This window comes from Labilibaculum euxinicum (genome assembly GCF_009795715.1).
GTDB lineage: Bacteria > Bacteroidota > Bacteroidia > Bacteroidales > Marinifilaceae > Labilibaculum > Labilibaculum euxinus.
The window spans coordinates 234,927-254,415 of sequence record NZ_WTCR01000001.1 but is presented as its reverse complement, the minus strand read 5'-3'; the positions used below and the strand labels follow the sequence as shown (position 1 = coordinate 254,415).

Genomic DNA, 19,489 nt, shown 5'->3' with positions numbered 1-19,489 from the left:
TATTGGCAATTTTGTGAAACCAAATGTAAAAGCATAATTTTATTCTTTATATTTGGTTTGAATGCTAAAATAGAACAATAAATGAATTACGGAATTTCCGATCTAAGTATTATCCCAGTCCGAAAAGAACCGGCTGAACGAAGCGAAATGGTGACTCAATTATTGTTTGGGGAACATTTTGAGATTCTTGAAGAGAATGAAAACTGGTCAAAAATCAGATTGGCATTTGACAATTACGAAGGTTGGGTGGATACTAAAATGATTACTGCGATTGATGAAGAACTTTTTCAGATTTTAAATAAGGAGCTTCAGGTTGTAGCTAATGATACGTTTAATTTGGTTTTTCAGGAACAGGATTACTCCAATAAATTGATTGTACCTGGAAGTTCATTTCCATTTTGTGATTTGGAGAAGAAGTCATTTAGAATTGCCGATAAGGATTATTTCTATCAAGGCAAGGTTTCTGAAAATTCTTCTGCCGAACACTTGCGTGATTCAATAATCGAAAGTGCGTTAAAATATTTTAATTCACCCTACTTATGGGGAGGAAGAACTCCGTATGGAATTGATTGTTCCGGCTTAACCCAAATTGTTTACAAGCTAAATGGGATTGTATTGCCAAGAGATGCAAGTCAGCAGGTTTTAATTGGAAATACGCTAACTTTTGTAGAAGAGGCTTTGCCAGGCGATTTGGCTTTTTTTGATAACGAAGAAGGGAAAATTACTCATGTTGGTATTATTTGGGATCGGCATAAAATTATACATGCTTCGGGCAATGTCCGTATTGATAATGTAGATCATCAGGGAATATTCAATGTTGATAAAAAGCGTTACACGCACAAGTTAAGAGTGATTAAAAGAATTATTAACGAGTAGATTCGATTCAGTAACAATTTTAGGAATCCTGTTATATGTACACTTACCAATATCCACGGCCGGCACTAACTGTAGATTGTGCTGTTTTTTGCAAATCCAATAATGTGCTTTACGTATTGCTAATTCAAAGAGCCAATCCTCCATTTCAGGATATGTGGGCGTTTCCTGGTGGTTTTGTTGATATGGATGAAGAGATTGAAGTGGCAGCCTATCGGGAACTAAAAGAGGAAACGGGTTTTGTTGGCTTTGGTTTAGAACAATTCAGGACGTATGGAGCTGTTGACCGTGATCCCCGGGGAAGAACCGTATCGATTGTTTATACTGGAACAATGATGTCCGATGAATTGCCGGTTGTTAAGGGAGAAGATGATGCCAAACAAGCAAAATGGCAAGCTGTTGAAAAATTGCCACCTCTGGCTTTTGATCACGATCTTATTATGTCAGATCTGCTGAAACAACTACAAATTTGAATTGATTGATTCAAGGTAGCTTAGACTGTCTGGTCCCAAATTGAAAATTAAATCTAAAATACTCAGATTCTCAATAAAACCATATTTGTCTCCAAACACTTGTGTGTATTTTCTTGCTGTGAACGAGTCGTCTGTTTCTAATTTTGAAACTTTAGGGTGTATCTTTTCCCGGAAATCATCATATTCAGATGTACCAAAATCAATAAAGTCCTCAGAGAATTTAATAATTGGGTCAATCTCAAGAATACCAAATATTTCTTTCTGAATTTCATTATTGTATTCAAGTAAAAAATCCCATTTTTGAGTGAAGAAGCGCTCTAAATCATCAATATAATATTCATAAAAAGGAGAAGATTTGTAAGCCGCCTCAATTCCTTTCCAGTGCAATTTCTGCCAATTGGTATCATATGATATCTTAACATCTTTAGTAAACACCTTTTTATTTGTTGCCTTTACAACCGGAACAGATAGAGGTAAAACACCATTTGCTCCATAGATATTGCAGCGGTTTCTGTACGATTGTTTTGAATAATGCTCCCATTGTTCAATTATGATTTCAGGGTATTGAATTAATTTACAGTAATATTGAATGGGTGCAAAAAAAGATGTTGTCAGTAAGGCTTTGGAGTTTTTCATAGATTATTTTGAAGCTGTTGAAACGTAAGCACAAAAATAGAAAAATAAGGAAAAGAAAAAGACACCGCAGTGGGTGTCTTTCATATAATTTTAGTCTTAGCCGATTAGTGAATCCATTTAAAAACTCTGTTCCATCTGATTTTGCTGAAAGCAGTTTTGTCTTTATCCAATGAAAGCCATATAAATGAAGCCTTTCCTACAATGTGATCTTCAGGAACATATCCCCAGTATCTCGAGTCGGCTGACATGTGTCTGTTATCACCCATCATCCAATAGTAATCCATTTTAAATGTAAATTCTGTTGCAATTTTTCCATTGATATAAATGGTAGAATCCTGAACTTTTAAATCATTACCCTCATAAGCATTAATAGCTCTTTCATACAAAGGAAGTGTTTCCAAATTAAGGGAAACTGTTTGTCCTTTTTTAGGAATAACTAATGGTCCAAAATTGTCTCTGTTCCACGTGTAATGGTCACTAAAAGGGAAAACATCTTCAGAAATACCTTGAGTTGAATTTCTTCTAATAATTGAAACAACATTGCTCAATTTTTTCAATTCTTCAACTTTACTAAGCGAGAGAGGAAGATTGTAATCAGATCCTCTGTGGTCAATATCTGCTTTGGCAATGTTTAGTTCTTCCAGTTTTCTTGGATTGATAGGAGTTCCATTTGTGCGAACAACATAATTGTACTGCATATCCTCAATTTTGTCCTGAGGTTTACCATTAACATGTAATTCACCATCGATGCACAATAGAGTATCTCCCGGAAGTCCTACACATCGTTTGATGTAGTTCTCTTGTTTGTCTACCGGACGAGTAGCTATTTCTGTGTTTTGAGCCAGATACTTTCGTGCCATATCAATATATTTTTTCTCTGACTGAAGAGTCCGTCCTTTTTTCATGTCATCAGACATAAATTGATCACCTATACCTCTTAAATTTGTGTAATAGTCTGGGTTTTCTCGGCCTACGATAATAGTATCACCGGCAGGGAAATTGAATACAACAACGTCGTTTCTTTTCACTTCGCTGATACCGGCAAGGCGTTTGTAAGGCCATTGAATCCATTCCAGATACGATTTAGTTGATTTGGTTAATGGCATTGTGTGATGCGCAAAAGGAAAGGATAGCGGAGTGTTTGGGATTTTTGGCCCGTATGCTACTTTGCTCACAAAAAGATAATCTCCTACCAACAAAGATTTCTCCATTGATGAAGTAGGAATTGTATATGCTTCAATAAAGAACATTCTTATAATGGTTGCAGCAACAACTGCAAAAATAATTGCGTCAACCCATTCTACTGTTGCACTTTGTTTTTTTACACCTCTTTTTTTCCAGAAAGCCCAATGTACTTTTTTACTGATGTATACATCAAAAAGGATGGGAAGGCCCAAAATCAGCCAGTAATTACCTATCCAAATAATCATCAAAAGGCAGATGATTAGAGCTATTGAAAATTTAAACCATTTGTTTTTTAGTATACTGCTCATTCAATTTTTTTTTAATGATTACTTAATTTCTTTTTATTCCAGCTGTTGTGCTGAACTATAGTTTTAAAAGATCTTTCATACAAAAAAAACCTTTCTTTTCAGGCATGAATTCTGCGGCTAACACAGCACCAAGAGCAAAGCCTTTTCTGCTATAAGCCAAATGTTGAATGCTGATCTCATCGACTTCAGAGTGCCAGGTGATGGAGTGTGTGCCAGGAACGGAACCATGTCGTTTAGCAAATATGCTAAGTTCGTCTTCCTTCATACTAGCAGCTTCAATCCATTTTGTTTTTTTGGGATGATTTTCAATAATACCCTCAGCTAAAGTAATTGCCGTTCCACTTGGCGAATCTAACTTGTGAATATGATGAATCTCTTCCATGTCAGCATTGTATTCGCTAAAAGGCGCCATTAGTGCCGCTAGTTTTTTATTAAGTTCGAAGAAAAGATTTACTCCTAAACTAAAATTAGAGGCATAGAAAAAACCACTTCCTAACTGACATTTTTCTTTAATTAAATCTATTTTATCCAGCCATCCTGTTGTGCCAGATACAACGGGTACGTTTGCTTCAAAGCAAATTTGATAGTTGCCAAAGGCTGAATCAGGATTTGTAAATTCAATTGCAACATCAATATTTTTAAGGTTCTCAGTATGCAAATCGGCTTGATTTTCCTGATCAATTATTAATCCTATTTGATGGCCTCGGCTTAGTGCAATTTGTTCAATTTCCTTGCCCATTTTTCCGTAGCCAATAAGTGCTATTCTCATGTGTGGTTTTTTAAGGAGCTTGTATGGTTAATAGTATTACTCCTGCTTAATGATTTCAAAAATAATAAATCCAAGGCATATTAAACTACCGGAAGTGGATTATTGTGCCATTTGAAAATGCTTTTTCGATAATCAGTATAAAGACCCCATTAAGCATTTGGATTTAGGAGATAAACAAAAAAAAACGGGATTGTACAAAACAATCCCGTTCTAAAGTAAATAATTTATAATATTATTTAGCTGTTTGTGCTTTTCCAACAACAGCTTTAAATGCTTCAGGATGATTCATTGCTAAATCAGCTAAAACCTTACGGTTAATTTCGATGTTAGCTTTATGCATCAAACCAATCAATTGTGAATATGACAAACCTTCTAGTCTGGCAGCAGCATTAATACGCTGAATCCACAATGCTCTGAAGTTTGATTTCTTCTTTTTTCTATCACGATATGCATACTGCATACCTTTTTCCCATGTGTTTTTTGCTACCGTCCAAACGTTAGCTCTTGCTCCAAAGTTACCTCTGGTTTCTTTTAAAATCTTTTTTCTTCTAGCTCTTGAAGCTACAGAATTTACTGATCTAGGCATTGTTTTTGTTTTTAGAATGTTAGCGTTCCATTTAAGGACTCTTTTTTTGCTAAATCACCCGGTTAATAAACTTTAAAAATCAAATACTGATTTTTACAACATGTTAAGCATTAACTTAACATTTTTCTGGTCTGCTTTATTTACAGAACCAAAGTAAGTAAGATTTCTCTTTCTTTTAGTGCTTTTTTTAGTCAAAATATGACTTTTAAAAGCGTGCTTTCTTTTGATTTTTCCAGATGCAGTCAAAGTAAATCTTTTCTTTGCACTGCTATTTGTTTTCATCTTAGGCATTGTACAACTAATTATTGATTATATATAAATTACTTTACTTTTTCTTTGGTGTTAAAAACATGGTCATACGTTTTCCTTCTAATCTTGGCAGTTGTTCAACTTTACCAAGCTCTTCAAGATCCTGAGCAAATTTTAATAAAAGAATCTCACCTTTGTCTTTAAAAAGGATTGACCGGCCTTTAAAGAAAACATAAGCTTTTACCTTCGAACCTTCTGTTAAGAATTTTTCGGCATGCTTTAGTTTAAAATTGTAATCATGTTCGTCGGTGTTTGGTCCGAAACGAATTTCTTTCACTACAACTTTAACCGTTTTAGCCTTCAATTCCTTTTGTTTCTTTTTCTGTTGATAAAGAAACTTTTGGTAATCAGAAATCTTACAGACTGGTGGATCGGCATTTGGTGAAATTTCAATTAAGTCTAATCCTTGATCTTCAGCAAATTTTAATGCTTCAGCAATAGAATAAACTCCTGGTTCTACGTTCTCTCCAACAACGCGAACGCTACGTGCCCTAATTAATTTATTAATTTTGTGTAGAGCTTCTTGAGGTTTTCTTGGCCCCCTGTTGTTTTTATGTTGAAATCCAGCTATGTCTAGGTCCTCCTAATTAAGTTAATATTGTTCAATAGAAGATATTTGATCTTCTACTTCTTTATTTATAAAATCTGTAAATTCCTGAATGCTTTGAGAACCCAAATCACCTTCTCCTTGTCTGCGAACAGAAACTGTACCTTCGGTTGCTTCCTTTTCGCCTACAATTATAAGATATGGGGTCTTTTTCAACTCACTATCACGGATTTTCCGACCAATTTTCTCGTTGCGATCATCTAATACGGCGCGAATATCGGAATTATTTAACGAATTTAAAACTTTTTCGGCATAATCGTTATATTTTTCGCTAATTGGCATAATTACAACCTGTTCAGGTGTTAGCCATAAAGGGAATTTACCACCGGTATGTTCCAGTAAAACGGCAACAAATCGTTCCATAGAACCAAATGGAGCTCTGTGAATCATGATCGGGCGATGTTTCTGATTATCGCTTCCAACGTATTCTAACTCGAAACGTTCCGGTAAGTTGTAATCAACCTGTATGGTTCCCAACTGCCATTTACGGCCAATTGCATCTTTAATCATAAAATCGAGTTTCGGACCATAAAAAGCGGCTTCGCCATATTCAACAACGGTATTTAAGCCTTTTTCTTCAGCAGCTTCTATAATAGCCTGTTCTGCTTTATCCCAATTCTCGTCACTACCAATATACTTTTCACGTTTTACTTTATCGCGTAAAGATATCTGAGCAGTGTAGTCTGTAAAGTTTAGTGCTTTAAAGATAATGAAAATGATATCGATAACTTTCTTGAATTCATCTTTCAATTGATCTGGTGTACAGAACAAGTGAGCATCATCTTGTGTGAAACTTCTAACACGGGTTAAGCCGTGCAATTCTCCACTTTGTTCGTAGCGATATACAGTACCAAATTCGGCATATCTAACAGGCAGATCTTTATATGAACGAGGTTTGAATTTGTAAATTTCGCAATGATGCGGGCAGTTCATTGGTTTTAGCAGATATTCTTCTCCTTCTTGAGGAGTTTGAATTGCCTGAAATGAATCTTCACCGTATTTTTCGTAATGACCTGACGTTTTATACAAGTTTATGTTTCCAATATGAGGAGTAATAACCTGCTCGTATCCAAATTTTTTCTGTACGCGTTTCAAGAAAGTTTCTAAACTTTCTCTTAACTGTGCACCTTTTGGTAACCACAATGGCATTCCCTGACCCACATTTTGAGAGAAAGTGAATAGTTCCATTTCTTTCCCAAGTTTTCTGTGGTCGCGTTTTTTGGCTTCTTCCATCATTATCACGTATTCATCAAGGTATTTCTTTTTAGGGAAAGTAATTCCGTAAACACGTGTAAGCTGCGGGCGTTTTTCATCACCTCTCCAGTAAGCTCCCGCAATAGAGTTTAATTTGATGGCCTTAATATAGCTGGTGTTAGGCAAGTGTGGTCCTCTGCACAAGTCAGTAAAATTTCCTTGTTTGTAGAAACTGATGGTGCCGTCTTCCAGATCATTGATTAACTCCAGTTTGTATTCTTCGTTTTTTTCTTTAAAAAACGAAATAGCTTCTTCCTTGGTAACATCTGTACGCTGATATTCACTCTTGTTTCGAGCAAGTTCGAGCATTTTTTGTTCAATTTTAGGAAGATCTTTATCGGAAAGAACCATTCCGTTTCCTAAGTCAACATCATAATAAAAGCCCATTTCAATAGCCGGACCAATACCAAATTTCACTTCAGGATATAATGCCTCCAATGCTTCTGCCATAAGGTGAGCTGAGCTATGCCAAAACGCATACTTACCTTCAGCATCATCCCAAGTATGTAATTTAATGTTTGAGTCTTCGTTTATTGGACGAGAGATATCCCAAATTTCATTATTTACAGTTATAGATAAAACTTCTTTGGCAAGGCTGTTACTTAGACTTCTGGCAATACCAAGGCCAGAAATCCCTGCTTCAAACTCTTTTACAGAATTATCCGGAAATGTAATTTTAATCATTATATAATTTTAAAAATTTGTTTTTTTTATTCAATCCACAAAGATATAACTTTCTCCTTAATTTTCAGATGAATTTGCTTGCCAATATTTGTGTGTTGTAAGAATAATGTCTGAAATTTTTTACGGTTTTATTCTTAACAGTTGGAAGCGGAGTAGTCTTTTTACCCGATAAGGAAGAATGACAATTAGTGAAATCTAAACAAATGATGCGTGATAACAAATAATTATCAAGTAGTAATTTTTCTTTTCTGTAAAAAAGTGGAATCTTTGAGAGATTAATAAACAACCGATACTAAAATTTAAAATTATGAAGATAAGTCGACAGATATTAACTTTCTGCATCCTTATGTGTTTTGGTTTTTTGTCTTTTTCACAGACTGAAAATCAGAAGATAAGCATGGAGGATTTGATGCTTAACGGCACTTTTAGTCAGAAATCTGTTCAAGGATTACTATCGATGAAAGATGGTATTCATTACACAACATTAGAAGAAGGTGGTACTAAAATTGTGAAATACAGTTATGCTACGGGAAAGGTTGTAGATACTTTGTTGAATTTGAATCAAATAAAAGATGTGGAAATAAAGAGCATTAATGAATATGAGTTTAGTGCTGATGAAAGCCGTATTCTATTAATGACAAATCCGGAGCGCATATACCGACGTTCTTTTACTGCTGATTATTTTGTGTTCTCTTTTAAAAACAGAGAGTTGGTTCCTTTGTCGAAGAATGGAAAGCAGCGTTTGGCTACTTTTTCGCCGAATGGCAATCGGATTGCTTTTGTTCGTGATAATAATCTGTATATTCATAATGTTTTGTTTGGTTCTGAAATTAGAATCACAAAGGATGGGGAATGGAATAAGATACAAAACGGAACACCAGACTGGGTTTATGAGGAAGAGTTTGAATTTAACAGGGCTTTTGAATGGTCTCCCGATAGTGAGTTTCTTGCTTATATGAAATTTAATGAAGGCGATGTAAAGATGTTCAATATGAACAAATTCGAAGGTTTATATCCACAGATAAAAGAGAATGCTTTGTATCCCGAAAATTATACTTATAAATACCCAAAAGCAGGAGAGAAGAATTCAACGGTTGAGGTGTTTGTTTATAATATTGAAGACCGAATTACGAAAAGAATGGATGTGGGTGAGGAGAAGGATCAGTACATTCCCCGCATTAAATGGACTCAGGATCCTAAAATGCTAAGTATTTATCGATTGAATCGTCATCAGAATAAATTGGAACTATTGCTTGCTAATGCTAGAACCGGTAGTTCGAATATAATGTATACACAAGAGAATAAATATTACATAGAGGAAGGGAATTTTGATTATTTAACCTATTTGAATGATGGAAAGCATTTTATTTATTTGGACGAGAAGGATGGATTCAATCATTTGTATTTGTATGACATGGCCACGGGTAAATCGGTACAGCAAATTACAAATGGAGATTGGGATGTAACCGATTTTTTAGGCTTTGATGAAAAAAATCAGGTTTGCTACTATCAATCTGCCGAAGTATCACCAATGGATAGAAATGTTTATTCCGTAAAATTAAATGGAACAGCAAAAAAATTACTAACTCCTGAGAAAGGAACTAATAATACTGTTTTTAGTAACGGATTTAAATATTATATCAATTATTTTTCAAGTGTTACTCAGCCAAATACTGTTAGTTTATTTAATAGTAAGGGTAAAATGATTCGGGTATTGGAAAGCAACGATGAGTTGGTTGCCAAATTAAAGGAATATCAGTATTTGCCAAAAGAATTCACAATGCTTCCGGCTGCTGATGGAATGACGATGCTGAATGCATGGATGATAAAGCCATTTAATTTTGATCCTTCGAAAAAATATCCTGTAGTAATGACACAATATAGTGGGCCAAACTCACAAAGTGTTCTTAATTCTTGGAGTTTTGATTGGTATCAGTATTTAGCTCAGGAAGGATACGTTGTTGTTTGTGTGGATCCTAGAGGTACAGGTGCCCGAGGACAAATGTTTAGAAAATGCACCTACATGCAATTAGGAAGGTTGGAATCAGACGATCAGATATCCGCAGCCCGTAGTTTGGCTAAGGAAAGCTTTATAGATGAAAATAGAATAGCTATTTGGGGATGGAGTTATGGTGGCTTTATGTCTACTCTTTGTTTAGAGAAGGGAAGTGATGTATTTGCGGCTGCAATTGCCGTTGCTCCGGTAACGAACTGGAGGTATTACGATTCTGTATATACCGAGAGATTTATGAGAACACCTCAGGAAAATCCCAAAGGATACGATGATAATTCACCAATTAATCATGTTGATAAATTGAAAGGATCACTGTTGCTTTGCCACGGAACGGCAGATGATAATGTTCATATTCAGAATACATATGAGTTGACTGAACGTTTGGTGCAGGCAGATAAGCAATTTGAAATGCAGGTGTATACCAACAGGAATCATAGTATATATGGTGGGAAAACAAGATTGCATTTGTATAATCGATTCAATAAGTTTTTAAAAGTTAATTTATAGTCGGTAAAGTGGCGTATGAATTGGGAAGAGGAAATTGGTTTTGATGATTTCCTCTTTTCTTTTGCTCAAATAGTCAGTTTTTTAGCTGTGTTTGTATTCTTTTTTTTGATATTTTTTTTTGAAAACCTCTTGTCAAAAGCATTGGAATATCTATATTTGCAACGCTGATGTTAAGAGCAACGGTTCTTATTAATATGCGAGAATAGCTCAGTTGGTAGAGCACAACCTTGCCAAGGTTGGGGTCGCGAGTTCGAGTCTCGTTTCTCGCTCAACGATTATTGAAGTTTATCCTTTTGTTCAGTAATCAGGGTTTTGTTAAAAGGGAAATGCGAGAATAGCTCAGTTGGTAGAGCACAACCTTGCCAAGGTTGGGGTCGCGAGTTCGAGTCTCGTTTCTCGCTCAGTTGAAACTGTTTCATCAATATGGAACAGTTTTTTTTATGCCCTATTTTTGAATTAAAAAAAAATGGACTACTTATAGAAGCAGTCCATTCACTATTAAATTGGTATAATATATCAGTTGTTAGAATGTGAATCCAAAATCTAAGCTAACTAACCAGGCATTTAAACCATCACTTCGGTCATAGTAGGCAGTTCGCAATCCAATTCTTTTTAATTGACCAGTTTTATTTTTCCGCAGAGGAGATTTAAAATTGCAAATTCCCATAACCGGTGAATATTGAAAGCCAACACCAACTTTATAGCTGTTAAAATCCGATAAATCGTAATCCGAAGTATAAAATTCAGGGGTGTTTGATGCGCTGGCTTGTCCGAACTTATAAAAATCATCAGCAGCAGTTTGATTGTGATATCTAAAAAACGGCGAAACGATAAACGATGGACTTACCGTCATTGGAAGTTCTATGCTTGCCGTGTGAGCTGAGATTCCCCATGAATCAGAATAGTATCGATAGAAGGTTTTTAATCGGATAAAATCGCTTAAATAGTAGTTCCATCTTATCGAGATAGGGATTTTGGTTCGACTGTCATCAAGATGTTCTATATGACTCCTTGTTGCCAACTCATTTTTGTTATCTGCAAAAGCAAAAGCATCATCAAAAAATACCCGGTGAAATGGAGTGGATAACAGTCCGCTTTGTGAAACTACTTCCATTGAAAATAAGGCCTGTGAACGTTTATTGATTACTTGAGAGTATGATAAGCCAAATTTTAAGGTTGCACGCACGTCATCTTTAAGATTTGCACTGCTAGTACCTCTTAATTCTGTAGGATAAAGTAATTTCCATTTATCGCTCATATACAATCCATCAATGGTAAGAGATCTGTTCTGATCTTTAGAATTGATGGTGTATGAACCACCTGCATGATATGAGCTAACATCAAACTCCTGCGAGAATCCGGCTAGAACGCTGTAAGCATTGCCCGAATTAGCTAAAGTGTGGGAATAAGATGCATTAATATGAGCTCTTGCATCCATGCTCGAAGCAGATGTTTTGTGAGTGTCGAAGTAATCGATATTGTCAGTCGAAGCTGAGGAATAGATATCAATACCAAAATTTAAACCCAGACTCGATAAGGAATCAACAGGAATGTGAACCACAAAGCTTGGGGCTACATTAGTTAATTCTTCGGTTCCTTGTCCGCCGGTAACAGGAGAATGATCGCCATCCTGCTCGTAGTAGTTAAGCAGGAAATCCACTTCGGTCTCTTTGTAATCTTCCGATGATTTTACTTTTTTACGACTGTTTTCTTGTTTGTCGTCGATGCTATTTTTATCTGTTTGGGCATTTGTTACAAATGTAACTGACAATAGCAATAGTAGGGATAGAATAGTCTTTAGTTGCATCCGCATCCTCCTCCTGATTTTCCTCCATTGGCACCTGCCGCACCTTCGCGGTAAGCCTGAAAGTTTGATTCGTAAACTTCAAGTTTTTTGGCCTGAAGTGCCATTTCTTCATCATTTAAATAGGTTTTTTGATAAGCTGCTACTGAAACACAGCTGTTCATTGCAATCATCGCAAATAAACCCATGATGATTAAGTTAATTTTCCTTTTGTTTTTCATTGGTTTCTCCAATTTGTATTTGATAATTATTTTTTTTGTTATTGTTCTGATATTCCAGTTTTAAATTGCTTGAAGTAATCAGTTTTTGATCATCAGTAACTAGAATGCACTCAATACCATTTAAACGGTTGATTAATTCAAGTCCATTGTCTTTTCCTAAAACAAAAACAGAGGTTGCCAGAGCATCAGCCAGTTCTGCATTGGGACAAATAACTGTAACACAGCTTAAGCCCTTCACAGGATAACCGGTTCTTGGATCGATAATATGACTGTATTTTACACCATTGAATTCAACAAACTTCTCATAGTTTCCTGATGTTACAACGGCTGTTTCTCCAATTGTTAACCAGGAGTAAATCTGGTTTTTGTTCTTGGGGTTTGTGATACCAATTTTCCAATCTTTACCACCTTCATCTTTTCCCCAGCTAATTAAATCTCCTGATGCATTTACAAGTGCTCCGTCTAAATTCATTTTCGCCATCAATTCAAGAGCCTTATTTGCAGCATATCCTTTACCTATGGCTCCAAAGCCTATTTTCATTCCTGCTTTTTTTAGGAATACGCTGTGTTTTTCTTCATCAAGAATAATGTTTTTGTAATTTATTTTTGAGACTGAAGCAGTAACAGATACTGAGTCGGGCATGCTTTTCATACTGCCGTCAAATTTCCATATTTTATCCATTGAGGCGTAACTAATATCAAAAGCACCATGGGTAAGATTAGAAATTTTAATCGATCGACGAATCAAATTGAAAAGTTCCTGATCGACCACAACGGGTTTGATTCCAGCATTGGCAATTATTTTACTGGTTTGTGAATTTGCATCCCATGATGAGATTAGGAGCTCAATTCGTTTAATTTCATCAATACCTGTTTTTATGGCCAGTCTGGCTTGATTTTCATCACTTGTTACAGCTGTCATTTCAAAACGGGATCCCATCAGTAACAATACTTCGGTATACGATTTATTATTTTGAGATGAAGCTGAAAGCAAGACTCCTGTCAACAGAAACAGTAAAATGCCAAATTGTTTCATACTTTACTGTGTGATAAGAGATTGGATGTGATCAATGTATTCTTTTGGTGATATTTTTTTGTATCCGGTTTTCCCGATGACTTTTGCATCCGAATTCATTAGAATGACGGTTGGGAATTGCCCTTTTGAATTGTAGTTGGCGGCTAAAGATTCATTAACCGCAGTTTGCTCTTTCGATAATTTATTTTTCTTCAATCTAGGGAAGTCTACATCTAGGATGACTAAATTTTTTTCTGCAAATTTTTTGAATTCATCTGTATTTAAAATTGTTTTTTTTAGCAGAATACAGGATCTGCACCAATCCGAACCAGAGAAGTTAAGGAATATGGTTTTATTTTCAGTTTTTGCTTTTTGCAAGGCTTCTTCCAAATTGTTTTGTGCCATTGCGGATGCACCATAGAAAAATGTTAAGCAAATAAACAGTAGTGATGTTTTTAAAAGATTATTCATAAAAATAATTATTTATTATAGGTAATAGATGCTTTAATTTCAGTATTTATTTTTAATAAATCAAATCTATGAAAAATATGTCTTGTGCGATGTATTTTAATTGTTAAAAGATGCAAAAAGATATATATTTAGATTACAACTGTTGTTAGTGGTGAAATTTAAAGCATCTACAGGCTAACGCCGTTGTTGTGTAAAATGCTTTTAACCTCGTTTCCAATTACTGATTTAAGGAGAGAAACTAATTTATCAATTTTATCATTGTTAATATCCAGAAGACCAAGAAGTATATAGGCTGAGTTGCGGTCTATGGGAGCATCTTTTACTAGTTCTATTAAGATTTTGGCTCCGGAGCTATATTCTTTGTTGGATATAACAGATAGGTTTACGAAAAATTGACTTGCTGTTCGTATTACATCTCCTTCTTCTTCAACTTGAATAAAAGGAAACAAAGCCATAATCGCTTTTGGTTTATTTTTTCGGATGGAAGCACTTAAAGCAGTCAGCATTTTAATTCTTTCAACACTGCTGGTGTTCGACTGAAGGTGATCGTACATTTGGAACAGAACAGGGATCATCTTTTTATTTTGACTTTCGCCATATAAAAAACAGGTTCTGAATGTCATCACTTGAAATTCATTTTTGTCTAATTCATTCCATTTTTCAGGTTGAATTGCCAATTTATCTAAGTAGGAGTAATCCTTTTTATTTTCTGCCATGTGTCTGTAGTAATATCTTGCAAAGATAGAAAATGAATTTCATCTCCAAAGAACAATGAATAATGGGTGATTAATTTTATTTAGAAATTTTATGAATGTTTAATTTCGCTTTGCATTTGTATCTTTTTTGTTAATTTTGCTAGCCCTTGCCCAGGTGGCGGAATTGGTAGACGCGTCAGCTTGAGGGGCTGGTGGCCGTATGGTCGTGAAAGTTCGAGTCTTTTCCTGGGCACCCTATTATTGTTAGATAAAATTAAAAGCGCTTATTCTCAAGGGATTAAGCGTTTTTTTGTTTCTTGAAAATGCCATTTAAAGGCAAATAAAAGCATGTTCTCAGGGACAAAATCGAGACCATAGATTATGTTATAAAAATGGTCTCGCTGAGGTGTAACTCACTGTAGGTGAATGTTTAAAATGATGCAAATTAGTTTATTTTAGTGTTTGAAATAGGCTTTTTTTGTGTAAATTAGAGATGATTGTTTCATAAGTCGTCGTTAACTATCAATTAAACAGTGATTATGAGAGTTGTAATTGTTTTTTTAATACGAAAAAGTAGACCGAGATTAGATGGGAAAGCTCCTGTCTACTTGCGTTTCACAATGGATGGCCGGAGGGTTGAATTGTCAACAGGGATTTTTGCCTCAAAAGAGGAATGGGATGAAGTTGGTCAAAAATTCCGTGGTAATACTAGTTCTGCTCAAGTGATAAATGCCAAACTGAATAAAATTAGAACTGAAATTTATGACATTTACAATCAGTTAAAATCAGGTGGTGATGAATTTGATGTTATCAACATCAAAAATAAATTTCTGAAAATTGATATTAAAAAAGATGTCGGAATATTAGAGGTATTTGATTATTACCTTGAAACAATGCTTGCAAAATTAAAGCGAGGGTATTCTATAGAAACCTACAAGCATTACAAATCCTCCCGAAATCGGGTTGCTGAGTTTATCAAATATAGAATTAAAAGGAAGGATTATTCTTTAGATAAGATTGATTATAAATTTTTGGAGGCGTTTGATCAATATTTGAAAAATAAATACAAGGTGCATCAGAACACGGCATGGAATTATCACAAACATTTCCGAAGGGTTTTGAATCTTGCCATTTCTCTGGACTATATTGAGAAGAATCCCTACGGAAAATACAAGGTCGCCTTGGAACCTACCCATCGTGAATTTTTAACTCCGGATGAGTTGGACAGAATTGAGAAATTGGAAATTGAAATGGAACGATTAAAAATTGTTCGTGATTTATTTGTTTTCTCCTGTTATACTGGTCTTTCCTATGCCGATATGACAAAATTAAGTAAGTCGCATCTACAAACAGGTACTGATGGTAAAGAATGGATTGTTATTGACCGGAGCAAGACTAATACCAGATGTAGAATTCCTATTCTCATGAAAGCGGCTGAAATACTTAAGATATACGAGGATTACCCGACGGTTTATGATACCAGTAGAGTATTGCCTCGTTTAACGAACCAGAAATTAAATAGTTATTTGAAGGAATTGGGTGATATGTGTAAGATCCGCAAAAGTATTACCATGCATATGGCAAGACATACTTTTGCAACAACGGTCACCTTATCTAATGGGGTACCCATAGAAACAGTTTCGAAGATATTAGGCCATACTTCATTGAAAACAACACAGATTTACGCAAAAATAGTAGATCAGAAAATTTCGGAGGATATGGATAACTTACAGTTGAGATTGGAGGAGAATAAACAAAAGTCGAAAGGAGTTTAGCTTTTTGAGAAAATCCAGATCTTCTGTTGTGACAAACTTACTTCAGGACGAGATAGTATAAAATTCACCTAATATAATTTAGTGTCAATACTTAGATTTTATATTATAGCACACTCGAAGCAATAGCTAATATATTAACTGGAAAAGATCTTTATCTGTGTGTTTAGCTAATATTTTAGCTGTATGTGTTCCGTATCAACTACACCAACCGAAGTCAGTGAAGCCTTGATAGAACGTCATAAGGCTTTGTGCAAGCAATTAAATTTGTCTCAGTCTGAGATGGCAGAACGCTCAGGAGTATCATTAGGAAATCCTCAAAATGAGAAGGAAAAGCTCATTAGGGAGATTCTCAGCCAACTTCCTCAAATCACCAGGGAAATGCACCTTTTTGTGAAATCATTGGATGCACATAGCCAAAACATTAACCACTGGCTCAAAACGATCACTCCCGAAATCCCTCAAGAGAATATCCATTTGTACAGACGTAGCACTGCTGCGTCTCAAAAAAATAGCACTGCTGTATCTCATAAAGGAAGTACCGCCTCATCTCAAGCAAATAATAAAAGAGAATCATCAAAGGAATTCAAAGAGAAAATCCTCGAAAGCTTTAATCACTATGCCCGTACTTTTCAGCTAATACATAGCACCAGGCAAAATCTTAATTTTACAATTCAGAATTTATTTTGAACTTGTATGTCTATTCAAAATCAATAAAAAGCTTATCAACAGGCATCTTAGGCTGTTATAAGGAAGATGATATTTATTAATTGAATTCTAAACAATCTAATTTATGTAAGCTTTATAAATAGATTTCTCACTATCTTTGTTCTCTTCAGAATAAAAATAATTCGCCATGCACATCAGTGAAGCCGACACAAGAGCAAAGTTTATTGATCCCGAAATTCAAAAAGCTGGATGGGAAAATTTTGTAATACGTGAACACTATTTTACCGATGGTCGCAAATTAGTGGGAGGAAAAAGGGGGAGAAGATTATTTGTCGATTATCTACTAAGGTACAAGAATACAAATCTTGCAATTATTGAAGCCAAACGTCTGGATAAACATCCAACCGAAGGATTACAACAAGCTATTAATTATGCACAAAAGTTGAATGTGAAGTTTGTATTTGCCACAAATGGTGAATCTGTTTACGAATTCAACATGCAAACAGGAAAAGGAAAATATATCGAAAACTTTCCTACTCCTGAAGAAATTTATAAATGTACTTTCTCAAACCTAACATCTGAAAAAGAAGAATTACTATCTGTTCCCTTTTATCTTACAGGTGATAAACAACCACGATATTATCAGGAAAATGCAGTTAATAGGGCAATTGAGGCAATTACAAATAACGAAAAACGTATACTCTTAACTCTTGCAACCGGTACAGGAAAAACTTTTATTGCCTTTCAATTGGTTTACAAACTGATTAAAAAACGATGGAATCTTGATAAGGCTGATAGAACACCTAAAATTCTAATTCTTGCAGATAGAAATGTGTTAGCAGATCAAGCAATAAATACATTTAACGATCCTTTTGAAAAAGACTTGGTGAAAATTGATGGATCCGAAATTAAGGCCAGAAATGGTAAAGTTCCTACCAATGCACACATCTTCTTTGCCATTTACCAAGCTATTAGCGAAAAAGAGAACATTGGAGGATACTACAAACAATATCCCAAAGACTTTTTTGACCTTGTAATTATCGATGAGTGTCATAGGGGAAGTGCTAATGAAGAAGGTTCATGGAGAGCGATATTGGATCATTTTGAATCTGCTATCCATCTAGGATTAACAGCTACTCCAAAACGAAAAGACAATATCGACACCTACGATTATTTTAAGAAACCCGTCTATCAATATTCCTTGAAAGAGGGTATTAACGATGGTTTTCTTAGTCCTTACAAAGTGAAGAAGATCAGAACAAATATCGATTCTTACATTTACACAGATGACGATTTGGTATTAATTGGTGATATTGATAAAAAGAGAATTTACAAAAAGAAGGATTACAATAAAAGCATTATCATATCTAAACAAGTTGATCTGATAGCTCAAGCAATCATAGCAAACATCAGACCAATGGACAAGAGTATTATTTTCTGTGTAGATCAGCCTCATGCACTTAACATGAGAGATGCTATTAATAAATACAAAAAGATAAGTGATCCTAACTATTGTGTGCGAATTACCAGTGATGAGGGAAAAGATGGACGAGAACTATTAGAACTTTTCCAGAATAATGACAGGGACATCCCCGTAATTCTCACATCCTCCCAAATGTTGACAACTGGTGTTGATGCCAGAAACGTACGAAACATTATTCTAGTGCGTGAAATCAACTCAATGGTCGAGTTTAAGCAGATTGTTGGGCGAGGGACACGACTTTTCGAAGGAAAAGATTTTTTTACAATTATCGATTTCTCAGAGGAAGCTACTGATAAATTTTACGACCCTCAATGGGATGGACTCTCTGAAGAGAAAGAAGTAGTTCAAACTCCTTGTGGCGATCCTAATGAAGGAAAAATAAAAGATGGTTCTGAAGGAGATCTTAATGAAGATGAAAATAGGGAAAAAACACAAAAACCGAAGAAAATAGTAGTTGAGTTATCCAATGGACGCAAACTGAAAGTGATCGACGTTGAAATTAGATACATCGACGAAAGTGGAATTCCATTAACAACGAATCAATTCTTAGAAAAATTAATTGGGATTATCCCAAATCTATACAATAGCGAAAAACAACTTAGAGACTTGTGGTCAAAACCAGAAACAAGAGAAGGGTTACTGCACAAATTAGCTGAATTAGGAATTGCAGAAGAACAACTTAAAACATTAAAAGAATTGCTTGAAGCTGAAAATAGCGACATATTCGATGTTTTAATGCATATCTCCTATTCTAACGACATTATAACTCGTAAGCAAAGAGCTGAGAAAGCTCAAGATAACGAACCATTTTTCGAAATCTATCAAAATTTAAAAGCTCGCGATTTCCTAAAGTTTGTTTTAGATAGATACGAGAAGGATGGCATAAAAGAATTGAAACGCGATAAGCTAGCTGATTTGGTTGAACTTAATAAACTAGGAACAACAAAGGATGCCGCTAAAGTTTTTGGAGGCATTAACGAACTGATTGAAGCTTTTTACAAGCTTCAGGAACAATTATATTCAGCGTAAATTATGATCGATATAGATTTTGAAAAAATACATTGGGTCAATGTAATTAAAACAAAAAGAGGACAAGACTGGGCCTATTTCGATGATTATTCTGCAACGCAAAATGTGTTTCCCATTCATTGGAG

Annotated in this window: 18 protein-coding genes and 3 tRNA genes; 9 read left to right on the top strand and 12 right to left on the bottom strand. The window is 35.1% G+C overall.

The window, feature by feature from the left end:
- The first annotated feature begins 81 nt into the window (after positions 1-81).
- Both GQR60_RS00975 and GQR60_RS00970 read left to right on the top strand, forming a co-directional pair.
- Positions 82-876 (top strand): C40 family peptidase, encoded by a 795-nt coding sequence (locus GQR60_RS00975; protein WP_101308880.1) that lies wholly within the window; start codon positions 82-84, stop codon positions 874-876.
- A gap of 35 nt (positions 877-911) precedes the next feature.
- Positions 912-1,346, top strand: a complete 435-nt coding sequence (locus tag GQR60_RS00970; protein ID WP_124991152.1) for an NUDIX domain-containing protein — start codon at positions 912-914, stop codon at positions 1,344-1,346.
- Here the strand turns inward: GQR60_RS00970 and GQR60_RS00965 are convergent.
- The 7 genes from GQR60_RS00965 to thrS all read right to left on the bottom strand — a co-directional run bounded on the left by GQR60_RS00965 (position 1,335) and on the right by thrS (position 7,684).
- The gene (locus GQR60_RS00965; protein WP_124991151.1) at positions 1,335-1,982 is read right to left on the bottom strand and encodes a WbqC family protein; all 648 of its coding nucleotides are present in this window, start codon (positions 1,980-1,982) and stop codon (positions 1,335-1,337) included. The genes GQR60_RS00970 and GQR60_RS00965 overlap by 12 nt on opposite strands.
- Before the next feature lie 104 nt (positions 1,983-2,086).
- Complete coding sequence (gene lepB, locus GQR60_RS00960) at positions 2,087-3,475, bottom strand: signal peptidase I (RefSeq protein WP_124991150.1); 1,389 nt, start codon at positions 3,473-3,475, stop codon at positions 2,087-2,089.
- 55 nt (positions 3,476-3,530) lie between these two features.
- Positions 3,531-4,244: a 4-hydroxy-tetrahydrodipicolinate reductase gene (dapB, locus tag GQR60_RS00955; RefSeq protein WP_124991149.1), complete on the bottom strand. Its 714-nt coding sequence runs from the start codon at positions 4,242-4,244 to the stop codon at positions 3,531-3,533.
- A gap of 232 nt (positions 4,245-4,476) precedes the next feature.
- Entirely contained in the window at positions 4,477-4,830 is a 354-nt protein-coding gene (gene rplT, locus GQR60_RS00950; RefSeq protein ID WP_101308885.1) for a 50S ribosomal protein L20, read from the bottom strand.
- 93 nt (positions 4,831-4,923) lie between these two features.
- Complete coding sequence (gene rpmI, locus GQR60_RS00945) at positions 4,924-5,112, bottom strand: 50S ribosomal protein L35 (RefSeq protein WP_442358280.1); 189 nt, start codon at positions 5,110-5,112, stop codon at positions 4,924-4,926.
- Positions 5,113-5,155: 43 nt separating this feature from the next.
- Positions 5,156-5,710, bottom strand: a complete 555-nt coding sequence (gene infC / locus GQR60_RS00940) for a translation initiation factor IF-3 (protein ID WP_124991148.1) — start codon at positions 5,708-5,710, stop codon at positions 5,156-5,158.
- A gap of 21 nt (positions 5,711-5,731) precedes the next feature.
- Positions 5,732-7,684, bottom strand: coding sequence for a threonine--tRNA ligase (gene thrS / locus GQR60_RS00935; protein WP_124991147.1), 1,953 nt, complete (start codon positions 7,682-7,684; stop codon positions 5,732-5,734).
- A gap of 307 nt (positions 7,685-7,991) precedes the next feature.
- Between thrS and GQR60_RS00930 the strand changes: the two genes are divergently transcribed.
- The 3 genes from GQR60_RS00930 (at position 7,992) to GQR60_RS00920 (ending at position 10,606) form a co-directional block, all read left to right on the top strand.
- On the top strand, positions 7,992-10,205 hold the full coding sequence (locus GQR60_RS00930) for a S9 family peptidase (RefSeq protein WP_124991146.1): 2,214 nt from the start codon (positions 7,992-7,994) through the stop codon (positions 10,203-10,205).
- A gap of 196 nt (positions 10,206-10,401) precedes the next feature.
- Positions 10,402-10,474 (top strand) — tRNA-Gly (locus tag GQR60_RS00925).
- Between the two features lie 59 nt (positions 10,475-10,533).
- A tRNA-Gly gene (locus GQR60_RS00920) sits at positions 10,534-10,606 on the top strand.
- A gap of 122 nt (positions 10,607-10,728) precedes the next feature.
- Here the strand turns inward: GQR60_RS00920 and GQR60_RS00915 are convergent.
- From GQR60_RS00915 to GQR60_RS00895, 5 genes are all read right to left on the bottom strand, one after another.
- Positions 10,729-12,018: a DUF3570 domain-containing protein gene (locus GQR60_RS00915; protein ID WP_124991145.1), complete on the bottom strand. Its 1,290-nt coding sequence runs from the start codon at positions 12,016-12,018 to the stop codon at positions 10,729-10,731.
- A complete protein-coding gene (locus GQR60_RS00910; RefSeq protein ID WP_124991144.1) occupies positions 12,003-12,230 on the bottom strand; it encodes a DUF4266 domain-containing protein in 228 nt (75 codons plus the stop codon). Before GQR60_RS00910 ends, GQR60_RS00915 begins: the two co-directional genes overlap by 16 nt.
- Positions 12,208-13,266, bottom strand: coding sequence for an FAD:protein FMN transferase (locus tag GQR60_RS00905; RefSeq protein ID WP_124991143.1), 1,059 nt, complete (start codon positions 13,264-13,266; stop codon positions 12,208-12,210). Before GQR60_RS00905 ends, GQR60_RS00910 begins: the two co-directional genes overlap by 23 nt.
- Before the next feature lie 3 nt (positions 13,267-13,269).
- Positions 13,270-13,716, bottom strand: coding sequence for a thioredoxin family protein (locus tag GQR60_RS00900; protein WP_225441293.1), 447 nt, complete (start codon positions 13,714-13,716; stop codon positions 13,270-13,272).
- Positions 13,717-13,883: 167 nt separating this feature from the next.
- A complete protein-coding gene (locus GQR60_RS00895; RefSeq protein ID WP_124991142.1) occupies positions 13,884-14,432 on the bottom strand; it encodes a hypothetical protein in 549 nt (182 codons plus the stop codon).
- Positions 14,433-14,580: 148 nt separating this feature from the next.
- Here GQR60_RS00895 and GQR60_RS00890 point away from each other — a divergent pair.
- The 4 genes from GQR60_RS00890 (at position 14,581) to hsdR (ending at position 19,364) form a co-directional block, all read left to right on the top strand.
- A tRNA-Leu gene (locus GQR60_RS00890) sits at positions 14,581-14,664 on the top strand.
- A 286-nt stretch (positions 14,665-14,950) separates the two neighbouring features.
- Positions 14,951-16,186, top strand: coding sequence for a site-specific integrase (locus GQR60_RS00885; protein ID WP_124991141.1), 1,236 nt, complete (start codon positions 14,951-14,953; stop codon positions 16,184-16,186).
- 279 nt (positions 16,187-16,465) lie between these two features.
- Positions 16,466-16,873, top strand: coding sequence for a hypothetical protein (locus GQR60_RS00880; protein ID WP_124991140.1), 408 nt, complete (start codon positions 16,466-16,468; stop codon positions 16,871-16,873).
- A gap of 166 nt (positions 16,874-17,039) precedes the next feature.
- On the top strand, positions 17,040-19,364 hold the full coding sequence (gene hsdR, locus GQR60_RS00875) for an EcoAI/FtnUII family type I restriction enzme subunit R (protein ID WP_124991139.1): 2,325 nt from the start codon (positions 17,040-17,042) through the stop codon (positions 19,362-19,364).
- Positions 19,365-19,489 lie beyond the last annotated feature (125 nt).